Source organism: Paraburkholderia sp. Ac-20347 (genome assembly GCF_017104805.1).
Lineage (GTDB): Bacteria > Pseudomonadota > Gammaproteobacteria > Burkholderiales > Burkholderiaceae > Paraburkholderia > Paraburkholderia tropica.
Genome location: NZ_JAAGPN010000007.1, coordinates 15,745 through 30,308 on the forward strand (window position 1 = coordinate 15,745; position 14,564 = coordinate 30,308).

General features: G+C 65.8%; 13 protein-coding genes. 10 read left to right on the plus strand and 3 right to left on the minus strand.

The features are described 5' to 3' along the window. The first annotated feature begins 21 nt into the window (after nucleotides 1-21). Nucleotides 22-1,368: an NAD(P)/FAD-dependent oxidoreductase gene (locus G3N97_RS02685; RefSeq protein WP_205991787.1), complete on the plus strand. Its 1,347-nt coding sequence runs from the start codon at nucleotides 22-24 to the stop codon at nucleotides 1,366-1,368. Between the two features lie 65 nt (nucleotides 1,369-1,433). Further along, on the plus strand, nucleotides 1,434-2,306 hold the full coding sequence (locus G3N97_RS02690; protein ID WP_205991788.1) for a dienelactone hydrolase family protein: 873 nt from the start codon (nucleotides 1,434-1,436) through the stop codon (nucleotides 2,304-2,306). A gap of 66 nt (nucleotides 2,307-2,372) precedes the next feature. On the opposite strand, the gene G3N97_RS02695 is transcribed toward G3N97_RS02690, so the two are convergent. Next, nucleotides 2,373-3,242, minus strand: coding sequence for a sulfurtransferase (locus G3N97_RS02695; protein WP_205991789.1), 870 nt, complete (start codon nucleotides 3,240-3,242; stop codon nucleotides 2,373-2,375). Nucleotides 3,243-3,406: 164 nt separating this feature from the next. Further along, complete coding sequence (locus G3N97_RS02700; RefSeq protein ID WP_205991790.1) at nucleotides 3,407-4,513, minus strand: aromatic ring-hydroxylating dioxygenase subunit alpha; 1,107 nt, start codon at nucleotides 4,511-4,513, stop codon at nucleotides 3,407-3,409. 309 nt (nucleotides 4,514-4,822) lie between these two features. Between G3N97_RS02700 and G3N97_RS02705 the strand changes: the two genes are divergently transcribed. From G3N97_RS02705 to folE2, 4 genes are all read left to right on the plus strand, one after another. After that, a complete protein-coding gene (locus tag G3N97_RS02705; RefSeq protein WP_205991791.1) occupies nucleotides 4,823-5,137 on the plus strand; it encodes an exodeoxyribonuclease VII small subunit in 315 nt (104 codons plus the stop codon). Continuing rightward, nucleotides 5,134-6,015, plus strand: coding sequence for a farnesyl diphosphate synthase (locus G3N97_RS02710; RefSeq protein WP_065059958.1), 882 nt, complete (start codon nucleotides 5,134-5,136; stop codon nucleotides 6,013-6,015). Before G3N97_RS02705 ends, G3N97_RS02710 begins: the two co-directional genes overlap by 4 nt. A gap of 85 nt (nucleotides 6,016-6,100) precedes the next feature. Further along, nucleotides 6,101-8,008, plus strand: a complete 1,908-nt coding sequence (gene dxs / locus G3N97_RS02715) for a 1-deoxy-D-xylulose-5-phosphate synthase (RefSeq protein WP_110326689.1) — start codon at nucleotides 6,101-6,103, stop codon at nucleotides 8,006-8,008. A gap of 182 nt (nucleotides 8,009-8,190) precedes the next feature. Then, nucleotides 8,191-9,000: a GTP cyclohydrolase FolE2 gene (gene folE2 / locus G3N97_RS02720; protein WP_205991792.1), complete on the plus strand. Its 810-nt coding sequence runs from the start codon at nucleotides 8,191-8,193 to the stop codon at nucleotides 8,998-9,000. 76 nt (nucleotides 9,001-9,076) lie between these two features. Here folE2 and tsaD read toward each other — a convergent pair whose 3' ends face one another. Further along, complete coding sequence (gene tsaD, locus G3N97_RS02725; protein ID WP_205991793.1) at nucleotides 9,077-10,105, minus strand: tRNA (adenosine(37)-N6)-threonylcarbamoyltransferase complex transferase subunit TsaD; 1,029 nt, start codon at nucleotides 10,103-10,105, stop codon at nucleotides 9,077-9,079. A gap of 138 nt (nucleotides 10,106-10,243) precedes the next feature. Here tsaD and G3N97_RS02730 point away from each other — a divergent pair, with 138 nt between their 5' ends. The 4 genes from G3N97_RS02730 to dnaG all read left to right on the plus strand — a co-directional run bounded on the left by G3N97_RS02730 (nucleotide 10,244) and on the right by dnaG (nucleotide 14,532). Further along, nucleotides 10,244-11,461, plus strand: a complete 1,218-nt coding sequence (locus G3N97_RS02730; protein WP_205991794.1) for an NAD(P)/FAD-dependent oxidoreductase — start codon at nucleotides 10,244-10,246, stop codon at nucleotides 11,459-11,461. 100 nt (nucleotides 11,462-11,561) lie between these two features. Beyond that, nucleotides 11,562-11,774, plus strand: a complete 213-nt coding sequence (rpsU, locus tag G3N97_RS02735; RefSeq protein WP_065059953.1) for a 30S ribosomal protein S21 — start codon at nucleotides 11,562-11,564, stop codon at nucleotides 11,772-11,774. Nucleotides 11,775-12,057: 283 nt separating this feature from the next. Continuing rightward, the gene (locus tag G3N97_RS02740) at nucleotides 12,058-12,504 is read left to right on the plus strand and encodes a GatB/YqeY domain-containing protein (RefSeq protein WP_065059952.1); all 447 of its coding nucleotides are present in this window, start codon (nucleotides 12,058-12,060) and stop codon (nucleotides 12,502-12,504) included. Nucleotides 12,505-12,627: 123 nt separating this feature from the next. Then, nucleotides 12,628-14,532: a DNA primase gene (gene dnaG / locus G3N97_RS02745; RefSeq protein WP_205991795.1), complete on the plus strand. Its 1,905-nt coding sequence runs from the start codon at nucleotides 12,628-12,630 to the stop codon at nucleotides 14,530-14,532. The last annotated feature ends 32 nt before the right edge of the window (nucleotides 14,533-14,564 follow it).

A 14,564-nucleotide genomic window follows, 5' to 3' on the forward strand; every position in this document is an offset into this window, starting at 1 on the left:
ATCGACATGCACGGAGAAACTATGCATCGCTTTATCGTAGTGGGAGGAGGTGCAGGCGGGCTCGAACTGGCGACGCGGCTGGGCGACCGTTACGGCGAAACGCGCGCGAAGCGCGGCCGTCCGACTGCCTCGGTCACGCTGGTCGACCGCAATCCCACGCACATCTGGAAACCGCTGCTGCACGAAGTGGCCGCGGGCAGCATGGATCCGTTCACGCAGGAACTCGAGTACGCGGCGCAGGCGCGCTGGCATGGCTTCGAGTTTCAGCAGGGCGAACTCGTCGGCATCGACCGCGCGGCCCGGCGCATCACGCTCGGCGTCGTGAACGACGAAGACGGCGCCGAACTGCTGCCCGAACGCGTGCTCGAATACGACACGCTCGTGCTCGCCATCGGCAGCACGACGCATTTCTTCGGCGTGCCGGGCGCGGCGGAGAATTCTATCGCGCTCGACACCGTCGGGCAGGCCGAGCGCTTTCGCAAGAAGCTCATTGCCGCGTGCATGCGCGCCGAACATCAGGCGCCCGAACCCGTCACGCGCGATCACGAAGGCAAGGAAGAGCCGCGCGTGCAGGTGGCCATCGTTGGCGCGGGCGCGACCGGCGTCGAACTGTCGGCGGAATTGCGCAACACGGCGCAGGTGCTTTCGGCGTACGGTCTGCACAAGCTCGATCCGAGCCACGACGTAGGCATCGTGCTGATCGAATCGGGGCCGCGCATTCTGCCCGCGCTGCCCGAGCGCGTGTCGTCGGCGACGACCGAATTGCTGGAGAAACTCGGTGTGCGCATTCTGAGCGGCGAGCGCGTGACCGAGGTCGCGCCGGGCGTCGTGCGCACGGCGAGCGGCAAGGCTGTGCGCGCCGATCTCACGGTGTGGGCCGCGGGCATCAAGGCGCCGCAGATTCTCTCGGAACTCGACGGCCTGACCGTCAACCGGCTGGGCCAGCTGATCGTGCGTCGCACGCTGCAAACCGAACTCGACGACAACGTCTTCGCGCTCGGCGACTGCGCCGCCTGCGAGTGGCCCGGCAACGAACGCGGCGTGCCGCCGCGCGCCCAGGCGGCGCATCAGGAAGCGTCGTTCCTGTTCCGTTCGATGGGCATGCGGCTCGAAGGTCGGCCGCTGCCTGAATTCACCTATCGCGATTTCGGCTCGCTGGTGTCGCTCGGTCACTTCAGCGCGGTCGGCAATCTGATGGGCGGGCTGATCGGCGGCAGCATGCTGATCGAAGGCCTGTTCGCGCGCTTCATGTACATGTCGCTGTACCGGCTGCATATCGCCGCGCTGCACGGCTACGCGCGCATGGTGCTCGACACCGTCGCGCACTGGCTGCGGCGTACGACGCTGCCGCGCGTAAAACTGCATTGATCCTGTGATGCGCCTGCGGGCGCATTCTTTTTTGATGGCGCTGTTCTTATCGCGAGGAGCGTTGCATGCTCAAGCCCGAAGTCGATAGTCTCGTCCCGCACGTGCCGTTCGATCGGCGCACCTTTCTGAAGGCCGCGCTCGGCAGCGGATTTGCCGCCGCGGTGCTGCCGGTGTCCGCGCAAACCATCCACACCGATAGCGAAGGGCTCGACGCGGGCGAAGTCGCGTTCCAGTCGAACGGCACGCTCATTCCGGCGTATCGCGCGCAGCCGCGCGGCAAGACGCATCTTCCGGTGATCATCGTGATTCACGAGATTTTCGGCGTGCACGAACATATCGCCGATGTGTGCCGCCGCTTCGCGAAGCTCGGCTATCTGGCGATCGCGCCGGACTTCTTTGTGCGCGAGGGCGATGCCTCGGTGTACCCGACGATCCAGCAGATCAACGAAAACATCGTGAGCAAGGTGCCCGATGCGCAGGTGCTCGGCGATATCGACGCGGCCATCGCCTGGGCGGGCCAGCATGGCGGCGACGTGAATCGCGTGGGCGTCAACGGCTTTTGCTGGGGCGGGCGTTACGCGTGGCTCTATGCGGAACACAATCCGCGCATCAAGACGGCGGTGGCGTGGTACGGGCGCGTGGTGGGCGATCACACCGCGAATACGCCGCAGAATCCGCTCGATCTCGCCGGCACGCTGCAGGTGCCGGTGCTCGGGCTGTACGGGCGGCAGGACACCAGCATTCCGCAGGACACGCTGGAGCAGATGAAGGCGGCAATCGCGCAAGGGCCGCAGGGCGCGCGCGGCTCGCAGTTCGTGGTGTACGACGACGCGGGCCATGCGTTCTTCGCCGATTACCGGCCGAGCTATCGCAAGGCCGATGCCGAAGATGGCTGGAAGCGCGCGATCGCGTGGTTCAAGGAACACGGCGTCGGTTGAGGCCGACGCCTTTCGTCGCACGAGTCACGTTAGTCACGTGAGACTCGCGCGACATTCCCGCAACGATCAGGGATTCGCTCCCGTCGCCACCGGGCGTGACGGATCGGCGACCCATTCGCTCCACGAGCCGCCGTAAAGCGCCGCGCCGTGCATGCCGGCGATCTCCATCGCCAGCGCATTGTGGCAGGCGGTCACGCCCGAGCCGCATTGCAGCACCACATGCTCGGGCGTGACGCCCGGCAGCAGCGCCGTGAATTCCTCGCGCAGCGTGTGGGCCGATTTGAAGCGGCCGTCGGCGGTCAGGTTGTCCTTGAAGAAGCGGTTCTTCGCGCCGGGAATGTGGCCGCCGACCGGATCGATGGTTTCGTTCTCGCCGCGATAGCGGTCGCTGGCGCGCGCATCGACCACGGTCAGTTCGCGTGCCGTGAGATTGCGCACGACAGCCGCGGCGTCGATGGTCACCTGCAGCGGCGCGCCCGCCTTGAAGGTGCCCGGCGTGGCCGCCGGCACGTCCTTCGCGAGCGGCAGGCCCGCGGCTTCCCAGGCTTGCAGGCCGCCGTCGAGCACCGCGACCGAGTCGTGGCCGAGCCAGCGCAGCAGCCACCAGAGCCGCGCCGCGTACGAGCCGCCTTGCGCGTCGTAGGCCACGACCTGCTGACCTGCGTTCAAACCCCAGCTCGCCAGCGTGGCGACGAGCGCGGCGCGGTCCGGCAGCGGATGGCGGCCGTTCGTGCCGGTTTTGGCGCCGGACAGATCGCGATCGAGATGCAGATAGCGCGCGCCCGGCAGATGGCCGGCGGCGTAGGCCGCTTCGCCCGCGCCGGGATCGAGCAGATCGAAACGGCAGTCGAAGACGAGCACGCTGCCCGGCGCGGCGCTCATGCGCTCGTGCAGGTTGGCGGCGGAGATCAGCGTGGTGTAGTGAGTGTGGGGCATGACGGCTCCTGGTATCGTGCGCGGCCGCCGCCTGTGCGTGTGCACAGCGTGGGCCCGATGCCGTCAGTCTAAACAAAAAGACGGGCCGAAGCCCGTCTTTCCGTGATGCCGTCGATGGCATGAAGTGTGCGCCGGCGTGGCCGCGCGCAACCTCGAAGCCGCGATCAGATGTCGCCCAGTTCGCGGCGCAGAAACTCGTGAAAGTGCTGCATGCCGTCTTCCATCGGGCTCTGGTACGGGCCGACTTCCGAGACGCCGCGCTCCATGAGCGCGCGGCGGCCGGCGTCCATGCGCTCGGCGATCTCGTCGTCTTCGATGGCCGTTTCCATATAGGCGGCGCGCTCGGCCTCGACGAACTCACGCTCGAACAGCGTGATTTCCTCGGGGTAATAGAACTCGACGATATTGGTGGTCTTCTGCGTGCCGTTCGGAATCAGCCAGGAACAGACGAGCACGTGCGGATACCACTCGATCATCAGATTCGGGTAGTAGACCATCCAGATCGCGCCGAACTCGGGCGGCTCGCCGTTGCGAAAGCGCAGGACCTCGTCGTGCCACTTGCGGTACGTGGGGCTGCCCGGCTTGCCGAGCTCGCTGTGCACGCCCACGGTCTGCACGCTGTACCACTCGCCGAACTCCCACTTCAGGTCGTCGCAGGAGACGAACTGGCCGAGACCCGGATGGAACGGGACGACGTGGTAGTCCTCCAGATAGACCTCGATGAAGGTCTTCCAGTTGTAGTTGCACTCGTGCACCTCGACGTGATCGAACATATAGTCCGTGAAGTCGAGGTGTTTCGCGGGGCCGAGGCGCGCGAGATCGCGCGCGACGTCGCGGCCGGCCGACTCGAAGAGCAGGCCGTTCCACTTTTGCAGCGGCGTGTTGTTCAGGTTGAGGCAGGGCTTGTCCGCGAAATGCGGCGCGCCGAGCAGCTCACCCTTGAGATCGTACGTCCAGCGATGCAGCGGACATACAATGTTGTCTGCGGTGCCGCGACCGTTTAGCATGATGGCCTGGCGATGGCGGCAAACGTTTGAGAGCAGTTCGATCTCGTTGCTCTTGTTGCGCACCAGCACGCGGCCCTCTTTTTCGCCGGGCAGCGCAAAATAATTCCCCGCTTCGGGCACCATCAACTCGTGGCCGACGTAGCGAGGACCTTTCTGGAAAAGCGTTTCGATTTCGCGCTTGAGAAGCGCATCGTCAAAGTAAGCCGTGACTGGCAGCTGGCTTTGAATGGACTTCAGCTGCAATGCATTGCTCAGATTGGACATTCCCACTCCCGATGAAGACGTGAAAGCAGTGAACAACCCAACCATCGAAGATTCGATTTAGGGAGCCGGCTAGTATAACTGGTTTACCCCGGGGTGGGGTGGCTAAGTGACTGATTTTTGCCCAATTTGCGGCGGAATTGCGGCAGGAAGGCGACGAAAAAGCGACAATATCGCGGCGACCGCGGCCTTCCGGCACCGATTTGTGTAAGCCCGCGTCATGTGGTCATGGCGGTACAGAAGCCGGCGAGCGGGGCGCATGGGGGGCTTTTGCCGTAGAATGTCCGCCTTGTTTCATTTTGGCGACCACTGATGGCGAAAACGGCATCGAAAGACCGCGCTGGCGCGGCTCAGGAAGCTGGCGTACCGGACGGAGCCGAGGCTCTGCCGGACAGCTACGAGGCCGCGCTCGCCGAACTCGACGCGCTCGTGGCGCGCATGGAAGGCGGCAGCCTGAGCCTCGAGGATTCGCTGGCCGCGTATCGTCGCGGTGCCGTGCTGGTGAAGTTCTGCCAGCAGCAGCTCGAAAAGGTTGAACAACAGGTGCGCGTGCTGGACGGCGAAACGCTGCGGCCCGTGCCCCTCAATACGACAGGCTCCGCAATGGGCGGAGACGACGATCTATGACATTTGACCAATGGACCCGGCTGGTGCTTGACCGGGTCGAAAGCGCGCTCGATCACTATTTGCCGGCAGCGGACGTTCAGCCCGCGCCGCTGCACGACGCGATGCGCTATGCCGTGCTCGGCGGCGGCAAGCGGGTGCGCCCGCTGCTGTGCCACGCGGCCGGCGAACTGACCGGCGCGACGCCCGAGGCGCTCGACGCGGCGGCCTGCGCGCTGGAGATGATCCACGTCTACTCGCTCGTGCATGACGACATGCCCTGCATGGACGACGACGACATGCGCCGCGGCAAGCCCACGGTACACGTCAAATATGACGAACCGACGGCGCTGCTGGTCGGCGACGCGCTGCAATCGCAGGCTTTCATCACGCTGACGTCGGACGTGGTCGACGCGCCGCGTCAGGCATCGCTCGTGCGCGAACTGGCGCTCGCCAGCGGCTCGATCGGCATGGCCGGCGGTCAGGCGATCGACCTCGCGAGCGTGGGCCATTCGCTCACGCGCGAGCAGCTCGAAACGATGCACCGTCTGAAGACGGGCGCGCTGCTGCGCGCCTCGGTCCGCATGGGCGCGGTGGCGGGCGAAACGCCTTCCGCCGACACCCTCGCCGCACTGGACAAGTACGCGGCGGCCGTGGGCCTCGCCTTCCAGGTGGTGGACGACATTCTCGACGTGACCGCAGACTCGGCCACGCTGGGCAAGACCGCGGGCAAGGACGCGAAGGACGGCAAGCCGACCTACGTGTCGATCATCGGTCTGGATGCTTCCCGCGCCCTCGCGCAGCAGTTGCGCGCCGACGCGCACGCGGCGCTCGAACCGTTCGGCGCGCGCGCCCAGCGCCTCGCCGAACTCGCTGACCTGGTGGTGAACCGGGTTAGCTGATTGCGCCAACCCGCCCGCGCGCATGAACGGGAAGTAATGCGCGACAGAAGTGCGGGAGCGCCCGATTTCCTACAATGGAACGACGATGTACGACTTGCTGAAAACCATTGACGACCCGGCGGATTTGCGCCGCCTTGATCGCCGCCAGTTGCAACCGCTTGCCGACGAACTGCGTGCCTTCGTTCTCGACAGCGTCTCGCAAACGGGCGGCCACCTGTCGTCCAACCTTGGTACGGTCGAACTGACGATCGCGCTTCATTACGTGTTCGACACGCCGCGCGACCGCATCGTCTGGGACGTGGGCCATCAGACCTACCCGCACAAGATTCTCACGGGTCGCCGCGACCAGATGCCGACGCTGCGTCAGTTCGGCGGTATCTCGGGCTTCCCGAAACGCGACGAATCGGACTACGACACGTTCGGCACCGCGCACTCGAGCACGTCGATCTCGGCGGCGCTCGGCATGGCCATCGCGAGCAAGCTCAAGGGCGACAACGCCATGGGCATCGCCGTGATCGGCGACGGCGCGATGACGGCCGGCATGGCCTTCGAGGCGATGAACAACGCCGGCGTCGAAGACGACGTGCCGCTGCTCGTCATCCTCAACGACAACGACATGTCGATTTCGCCGCCGGTGGGCGCGCTCAATCGCCATCTCGCGCGCCTGATGTCGGGCCGCTTCTACGCCGCCGCTCGCGCGGGCGTGGAACGCGTGCTGCGTCATGCGCCGCCGGTGCTCGATCTCGCCCGCAAGCTCGAAGAGCACGCGAAGGGCATGATCGTGCCGGCCACGCTGTTCGAGGAATTCGGCTTCAACTACATCGGCCCGATCGACGGTCACGACCTCGACTCGCTGATCCCCACGCTGCAGAACATCAAGGAACTGCGCGGCCCGCAATTCCTGCACGTGGTGACGAAGAAAGGCCAGGGCTACAAGCTCGCCGAAGCCGACCCGGTCCTGTACCACGGTCCCGGCAAGTTCAATCCAGCCGAAGGCATCAAGCCGTCCACCACGCCCGCCAAGAAGACCTACACGCAGGTATTCGGCGAGTGGCTGTGCGACGCGGCCGAGCTCGATAACCGCGTCGTCGGCATCACGCCGGCCATGCGCGAAGGTTCGGGGATGGTCGAGTTCGAGAAGCGTTTCCCGGATCGCTACTTCGACGTCGGCATCGCTGAGCAGCACGCAGTGACGTTCGCGGGCGGTCTCGCGGCAGAAGGCCTCAAGCCGGTGGTCGCGATCTACTCGACCTTCCTGCAACGAGGCTACGACCAGCTGATCCACGACGTGGCGCTGCAGAACCTGCCGGTGATCTTCGCGATCGACCGCGCGGGCCTCGTCGGTGCGGACGGTGCAACGCACGCGGGCGCCTACGACCTCGCGTTCATGCGCTGCATCCCGAACATGATGATCATGGCGGCGTCGGACGAAAACGAATGCCGTCAGATGCTGTACACGGCGCTCCAGCAGGACTGCCCGACGGCCGTGCGCTATCCGCGCGGTGCGGGCACGGGCGTCGCGACCGTCAAGCAGATGGCCGCGCTGCCGGTGGGCAAGGGCGAAGTGCGCCGCGAAAGCGCCGCGCCGGCAGGCAAGCGCGTGGCGATCCTCGCGTTCGGCACGATGGTTGCGCCGTCGCTGGCCGCCGCCGAAGAGCTGGACGCCACCGTCGCGAACATGCGCTTCGTGAAGCCGGTCGACGCGGAGCTCGTCAAGCAGCTCGCCGAGACGCACGATTACCTCGTGACCGTCGAGGAAGGCTGCATCATGGGCGGCGCGGGTTCGGCCGTCGTGGAATCCCTGCTTGAAAGTGGGGTTATCAAGCCCGTACTACAATTGGGCCTCCCCGACCGTTTCATCGATCACGGCGACCCGGCCAAGCTGCTGGCGGGCTGTGGCCTCGACGCGGCAGGGATCGCGAAGTCGATTCGCGAGCGCTTCCTCGACCGCGCGGCGAACGCGTCCGGCAAGTCGGTGATGCGCGTCGCCTGAGTTGGATCGCGCTGAGCGGCGCCGCGGGTTTTCATCGGAAAACCCTCGCGTGCGCCGCCGCCGCCCACTCCACAATTGAACCGGCGGACGGGTCTCGCACCCGCGCTCCGCCAGCCAGCGCCGGCTCATGCCGGCGCTTGCCATTTGCGCGCCGCAGTTCGGCGCGGCCTGAGGATAAGAACATGAATCAGATGAATCCGGCTTTCGTGATGCCGGACGTCCAGAGTTCCGTCGATACCCGCCAGATCCCGATCCAGCGCGTCGGCGTGAAGGGTGTGCGCCATCCGCTGACCGTGAAGACGGCGGCGGGCGAGGTGCAGCCGAGCGTCGGCACGTGGAATCTCGACGTTCATCTGCCCGCCGACCAGAAGGGCACGCACATGTCGCGTTTCGTGGCGCTGCTCGAAGAGAACAAGCAGCCGCTCGAACCGTCGACGTTCCGCGCGATGCTGACCGCGATGATCGCGAAGCTCGAATCGCAGGCGGGCCGCATCGAAGTGTCGTTCCCGTACTTCGTGAAGAAGGTTGCGCCGGTGTCGGGCGTCGAAAGTCTGCTGGACTACGAAGTGACGCTGACGGGCGACGTGCGCGACGGTGTGACGCGCCTGTTCCTGCAGGTGCTCGTGCCGGTCACGAGCCTGTGCCCGTGCTCGAAGAAGATCTCGCAGTACGGCGCGCACAACCAGCGCTCGCACGTGACGATGAACGTGGAGTTCGACGGCGAGCTAGCGGTCGAAGAACTGATCGTCATCGCCGAGCAGGAAGCCTCGTGCGAACTGTGGGGCCTGCTCAAGCGTCCGGACGAGAAGTTCGTGACCGAGCGCGCGTATGAGAATCCGAAGTTCGTCGAGGACCTCGTGCGCGACGTGGCCGTGCGTCTGAACGCCGACGCGCGCGTGATCGCCTATACGCTCGAAGCCGAAAACTTCGAGTCGATCCACAATCACAGCGCCTACGCCGTGATCGAACACGACAAGCGCGTGTCGGCCTGATCGGGTCGAAAGCGTGTGTTGCTGACGTAAAAAAGCCGCCTGAAAAGGCGGCTTTTTCATTGCGCCGACGTCGCGCTCACTGCTGCGCGAGCGAGGTCAGGTCCCAGCGCGGCTTCACCGTGAAGGCGTAGTCGTGCGTGGCCTGGTCGGGCCAGCGCTGCAGGCGCAGCGCACCCGCGAGCGCGATCATCGCGCCGTTGTCGGTGCACAGCGACAGGTCGGGGTAATGCACCTCGAAGCCGCGCTTTTTTGCCGCCGCCGAGAGTTTCTCGCGCAACTGCTTGTTCGCGCCCACGCCGCCCGCGACCACGAGGCGCTTCATCTTCGTCTGCTTGAGCGCGGCCAGCGACTTGGCGGCCAGCACGTCCACGGCGGCATCGACGAAACCGCGCGCGATATCGGCCTTGCCCTGTTCGCAGATATTCGGGCCGAGCTTCTTCACATGCGTGAGCGCGGCGGTCTTCAGGCCGCTGAAGCTGAAGTCGAGATCGCCCGAATGCAGCATCGGACGCGGCAATTCGATCGCGCCCGGCGTGCCGAATTCCGCGAGCCGCGAGACTTCCGGGCCGCCCGGATAGCCGAGGCCGAGCAGCTTGGCGGTTTTGTCGAAGGCTTCGCCGGCCGCGTCGTCGAGCGTTTCGCCGAGGGTTTCGTAGACGCCCACGCCGGTCACGCGCATGAGCTGCGTATGGCCGCCCGAGACCAGCAGCGCGACGAACGGGAACGGCGGCGGCGCGTCCACCAGCAGAGGCGAGAGCAGATGCCCTTCGAGATGGTGGATGCCGACCGTCGGCCGGTTCCACGCCATGGCGAGCGCGTTGGCGATGCTCGCGCCCACCAGCAGCGCGCCCGCGAGACCCGGGCCCTGCGTGAAGGCGATGGCGTCGATGTCGGTGCGCGCCGCGCCGCTTTTCTCGAGTACTTCCTCGAGCAGCGGCAGCGCGCGGCGGATGTGGTCGCGCGAAGCGAGTTCGGGCACGACGCCGCCGTACTCGCGATGCATGGCGATCTGCGAATGCAGCGCGTGCGCGAGCAGGCCGCGCTCGCTGTCGTAGAGCGCGAGGCCGGTTTCGTCGCAGGAGCTTTCGATGCCGAGTACGAGCATGGTGGGGCGCGCAACGGCCGCCAAAGAGGCGCGAACCGTCGCTAAAACAAAGTAAAAGGGAAGCCTGAAAGTATAGCAGCGCAGGCGCAAGACGGCTGGCGGGCGATGGGCGGCGGCCGCACAGGTAAAATGCGCGCCATGGAATCATTCGACATCGCCGTGATCGGCGCAGGGGCGGCCGGCATGATGAGCGCGGCGGTGGCCGGCCAGCAGGGACGCCGCGTGGCGCTGATCGACCACGCGCCGCGCCTCGCGGAAAAAATCCGCATCTCGGGCGGCGGACGCTGCAATTTCACGAATCTGCACGCCAGTCCCGCCAACTATCTCTCGAACAACCCGCATTTCTGCCGTTCGGCGCTCGCGCGCTATACGCCGCGCGACTTTCTGGCGCTGCTGCGCCAGCATCGCGTGACGTGGCACGAGAAGCACAAGGGCCAGCTGTTCTGCGACCAGTCGAGCGAGGCGATCATCGACGTGCTGCGCGCCGAATGCGACGCCGGGCGCGTCGCGTGGCGCCGTCCGCTGCCGGTCGAGCAGGTCGGCCACGCCGACGACACGGGCTTCGTGCTCGGCACGCCGCAGGGCCAGATCCGCGCGAAGGCGCTCGTGATCGCCACGGGCGGTCTGTCGATCCCCAAGATCGGCGCGACGGATTTTGCTTATCGCGTCGCCAAACAGTTCGGCCACAAGCTGATCGACACGCGTCCGGCGCTCGTGCCGCTGACCTTCGCGCACGACGAATGGGCGCCGTACGTGCCGCTCGCGGGCGTCTCGCTGGAAGTGAACGTGGCGACCGGCGAGCGCAAGACCGGCGGCGCCTTCGACGAGGACTTGCTGTTCACGCACCGCGGCCTGTCCGGCCCCGGCGTCCTGCAGATTTCGAGCTTCTGGCAGCCGGGGCAGCCGATCCGCGTGAACCTGCTGCCCGATCGCGACGCCACCGAGGCGCTGATCGAGGCGAAGGGCGCGACGAAACGCCAGATCGGCAATCTGCTCGCCGAATGGGTGCCGGCGCGGCTCGCACACGCGTGGCTGGAGACGCATCAGGTGCCGCTGGAGGCGCGACTCGCCGATCTGCCCGACAAGACGCTGCGCCGCATCGGCGACGGCCTCGCGAAGTGGACGCTCACGCCCACCGGCACCGAGGGCTACAAGAAGGCCGAGGTCACGCGCGGCGGGGTGGATACGCGCGAACTGTCGTCGGCGACGATGATGAGCCAGCGCGTGCCGGGACTCTATTTCGTGGGCGAAGCGGTGGACGTGACGGGCTGGCTCGGCGGCTACAACTTCCAGTGGGCCTGGGCCTCCGGCGTGGCAGCGGGCGAAGCCGCCGCAGCCTTTACCGGCGCGGCTTGAGCGGGTTTTGAGGCGGGTAAAACGGGCTCGACGTTTACCTGTCTTTTGAAAAACCCTCTGCTATACTCGATCCTCTTTACCCCCGATCCGTTATTGGAAAATGACGACCATCCGCGTAAAAGAAAACGAACCCTTTGAAGTCGCCATGCGGCGCTTCAAGCGCACGATCGAGAAGAACGGGCTGCTGACCGAGCTTCGTGCGCGTGAGTTTTACGAGAAGCCTACGGCTGAACGGAAGCGCAAGAAGGCGGCGGCGGTAAAGCGGCACTTCAAGCGTCTGCGCAGCCAGATGCTGCCGAAGAAGATGTACTGATTCCCGCGCCGCCATGGCCTTTCCGTCCGCGGAAATCCATGACGGCGCAAGCAGCGCAGCGCGCCGGCCCGCAGGGTTCCTGCAGGATCCAGTCGCGCGCCGTGTTGTCCTCTGGTGTGGTCGCAACCCAGCCGAATCCGCACCGACCCGCCTGGAAACGCTTCCAGGCGGGTTTTTGCATTCGCTTTTGCGTTTCTCCGATGCTTCGGTACGATGTTTCGGCAGGACGACCTCACTGCCCCGGTTTTCCGGGTTTCTGCAACCAACGCAATTCAGGTGAGTGATGAGTCTCAAAGACCGGATCAACGACGACATGAAGGCCGCGATGCGCGCGCGCGAAAGCGAGCGTCTCGCCACGATTCGTCTGCTGCTCGCCGCCATCAAGCAACGTGAAGTCGACGAGCGCGTGACGCTCGACGACGCGGGCATTACGGCGGTCATCGACAAGATGATCAAGCAGCGCAAGGACTCGATCAGCCAGTTCGAAGCCGCCGCCCGCGCGGACCTCGTCGAAAAGGAACAGGCCGAACTGGTCGTGCTGGCCGCCTACATGCCCGAGCAGCTTTCGGACGCCGAAATCGCCGCCGAAGTGCAGGCCGCGGTTGCCCAGGTGGGCGCGGCGGGCCCGCAGGACATGGGCAAGGTCATGGGCGTGCTCAAGCCGAAGCTGGCCGGCCGCGCCGACATGACGGCCGTCTCCGGCCTCGTCAAGGCTGCGCTCTCGAAGTAAAGGCACGCTTTCGCGCGGCGCCGGCGTCTGCATGACAGCCGGCCGCCGCAGCGAGGCGACCGCCCGTCATGGGCGCCGCGCAAGCGCGCCCCCGTTTTACGCCAACCGAGCGACCAGGCCCCGATGATTCCGCATTCGTTCCTGCAGGATCTGCTAAACCGCGTCGATATCGTCGACGTGGTGGGACGCTTCGTGCAGCTCAAGAAGGGCGGCGCGAATTTCATGGGTCTCTGCCCGTTCCACAACGAAAAGAGCCCTTCGTTTACTGTTAGTCCAACGAAGCAGTTCTATCACTGCTTCGGTTGCGGCGCCCACGGCACCGCCATCGGCTTTCTGATGGAGCACGCGGGGCTCACGTTCCCCGAAGCCGTCAATGAACTCGCGCAGTCGGTCGGCCTGACCGTGCCGCAGGAACCGTCGCCGATGCGCGGCGGTGGCTTTGGCGGCGGCCGCCCCGGACAGGGCGGCCAGAGCGGTGAGGGCGGCTACGCGCCCGGTGTCTCGAAAGCGGTCACGAACGCGCTGTCGGACATCATGCAGACGGCTTGCGACTACTACCGCAAGCAGCTGCGCAGCGCGCCCAATGCGATCCAGTACCTCAAAAAACGCGGCCTGACCGGCGAAGTCGCGGCCCGCTTCGGGCTCGGTTATTCGCCCGATGGATGGCAGAACCTCGAAACCGCGTTTACCGATTATCGCGACGACTCGCTCGTCGAAGCCGGCCTCGTGATCGTCAGCGAAAAGCAGGATGCGCAAGGCCAGGCGCGTCGCTACGACCGCTTCCGCGACCGCGTGATGTTCCCCATCCGCAACGTGAAGGGGCAGGTGATCGGCTTCGGCGGTCGCGTGCTGGACGGCGGTGAGCCCAAGTATTTGAATTCGCCCGAAACGCCTCTATTTAACAAGGGCAGCGAGCTGTACGGGCTGTTCGAGGCGCGTCTCGCGATCCGCGAACAGCACTACGTGCTGGTGGTCGAAGGCTACATGGACGTGGTCGCGCTCGCCCAGCTCGGATTCCAGAACGCGGTGGCCACGCTCGGCACCGCCTGCACGCCGATCCACGTGCAGAAGCTGATGCGTCAGACCGATACGGTGATCTTCAGCTTCGACGGCGACTCGGCCGGCCGGCGCGCGGCGCGGCGTGCGCTCGACGCGTGCCTGCCGCATGCGGCCGACAACCGCACGATCCGCTTCCTGTTCCTGCCCACGGAACACGATCCGGACAGCTACGTGCGCGAATTCGGCACGGAGGCGTTCAAGGAGCAGGTCGATCGCGCCATGCCGCTGTCGCAGTTCATGCTGAACGAAGTGCTGGCGGGCAAGGAGCTGGATCAGCCGGAAGGCCGCGCCCGCGCGCTGTTCGACGCCAAGCCGCTGCTCCAGGCGCTGCCGGCGAACGCGCTGCGTGCGCAGATCATGCACATGTTCGCCGACCGGCTCGACGTGCCGTTCGAGGAAGTGGCGGCGCTCTGCGAGGTCGACGCGCGCATCGCCCAGGCGGCGCGCCAGGCGCCCGCGCGCAAGGACCGGCACCTCGTGACCGGTATCGAGCGCAAGGCGCTGCGCAACCTCGTGATGTATCCGCGCATCGTGGCGCAGCTCGACGAGGAGGCCGAACAGGCGCTCATCGCGCTCACGCGCCACGGCGAGCTGTTCGAGGAAGTGACCACCCATGCGCGTGCGCTGGGCGACGCGGCGGAGTTCCAGCTGCTTTCGGATCTCTTGCGCAATGGGGCCAATGCCCCCACGTTCGAGGAGATTTTTCGCGAAATTCTGGACTATGATGAAAACGTTCGGGATTTGCTGATGAAAAATCCAGAAGACGGTGCCGTGCAGGAGGAGCGCCGCGAGCAGGAACGGCTCGTGAGCGAGGAAATGACGGCTGCCATCCTCAAAATGCGCTTCGACGCCTGCAGCGAACGGCTGGACGTGCTTTCGCGGCAATCGAGGCACACGCCTGAAGAATTGGCCGAATACGTTAAATTGAATCAGACGCGAGCGGACATGAAACGTCAGCTCGGACTGTAAGGGAGGCGTGCGGGGGTAATTATTACCGTGCG

What these genes read in the sequence shown, in the direction of transcription:
- G3N97_RS02730 (WP_205991794.1), top strand. Translation starts at nt 10,244, where the DNA reads ATGGAATCATTCGACATCGCCGTGATCGGCGCAGGGGCGGCCGGCATG.
- dxs (WP_110326689.1), top strand. Translation starts at nt 6,101, where the DNA reads ATGTACGACTTGCTGAAAACCATTGACGACCCGGCGGATTTGCGCCGC.
- G3N97_RS02695 (WP_205991789.1), bottom strand. Translation starts at nt 3,242, where the DNA reads ATGCCCCACACTCACTACACCACGCTGATCTCCGCCGCCAACCTGCAC.
- G3N97_RS02740 (WP_065059952.1), top strand. Translation starts at nt 12,058, where the DNA reads ATGAGTCTCAAAGACCGGATCAACGACGACATGAAGGCCGCGATGCGC.
- G3N97_RS02690 (WP_205991788.1), top strand. Translation starts at nt 1,434, where the DNA reads ATGCTCAAGCCCGAAGTCGATAGTCTCGTCCCGCACGTGCCGTTCGAT.
- G3N97_RS02700 (WP_205991790.1), bottom strand. Translation starts at nt 4,513, where the DNA reads ATGTCCAATCTGAGCAATGCATTGCAGCTGAAGTCCATTCAAAGCCAG.
- rpsU (WP_065059953.1), top strand. Translation starts at nt 11,562, where the DNA reads ATGACGACCATCCGCGTAAAAGAAAACGAACCCTTTGAAGTCGCCATG.
- dnaG (WP_205991795.1), top strand. Translation starts at nt 12,628, where the DNA reads ATGATTCCGCATTCGTTCCTGCAGGATCTGCTAAACCGCGTCGATATC.
- G3N97_RS02710 (WP_065059958.1), top strand. Translation starts at nt 5,134, where the DNA reads ATGACATTTGACCAATGGACCCGGCTGGTGCTTGACCGGGTCGAAAGC.
- folE2 (WP_205991792.1), top strand. Translation starts at nt 8,191, where the DNA reads ATGAATCAGATGAATCCGGCTTTCGTGATGCCGGACGTCCAGAGTTCC.
- G3N97_RS02685 (WP_205991787.1), top strand. Translation starts at nt 22, where the DNA reads ATGCATCGCTTTATCGTAGTGGGAGGAGGTGCAGGCGGGCTCGAACTG.
- tsaD (WP_205991793.1), bottom strand. Translation starts at nt 10,105, where the DNA reads ATGCTCGTACTCGGCATCGAAAGCTCCTGCGACGAAACCGGCCTCGCG.
- G3N97_RS02705 (WP_205991791.1), top strand. Translation starts at nt 4,823, where the DNA reads ATGGCGAAAACGGCATCGAAAGACCGCGCTGGCGCGGCTCAGGAAGCT.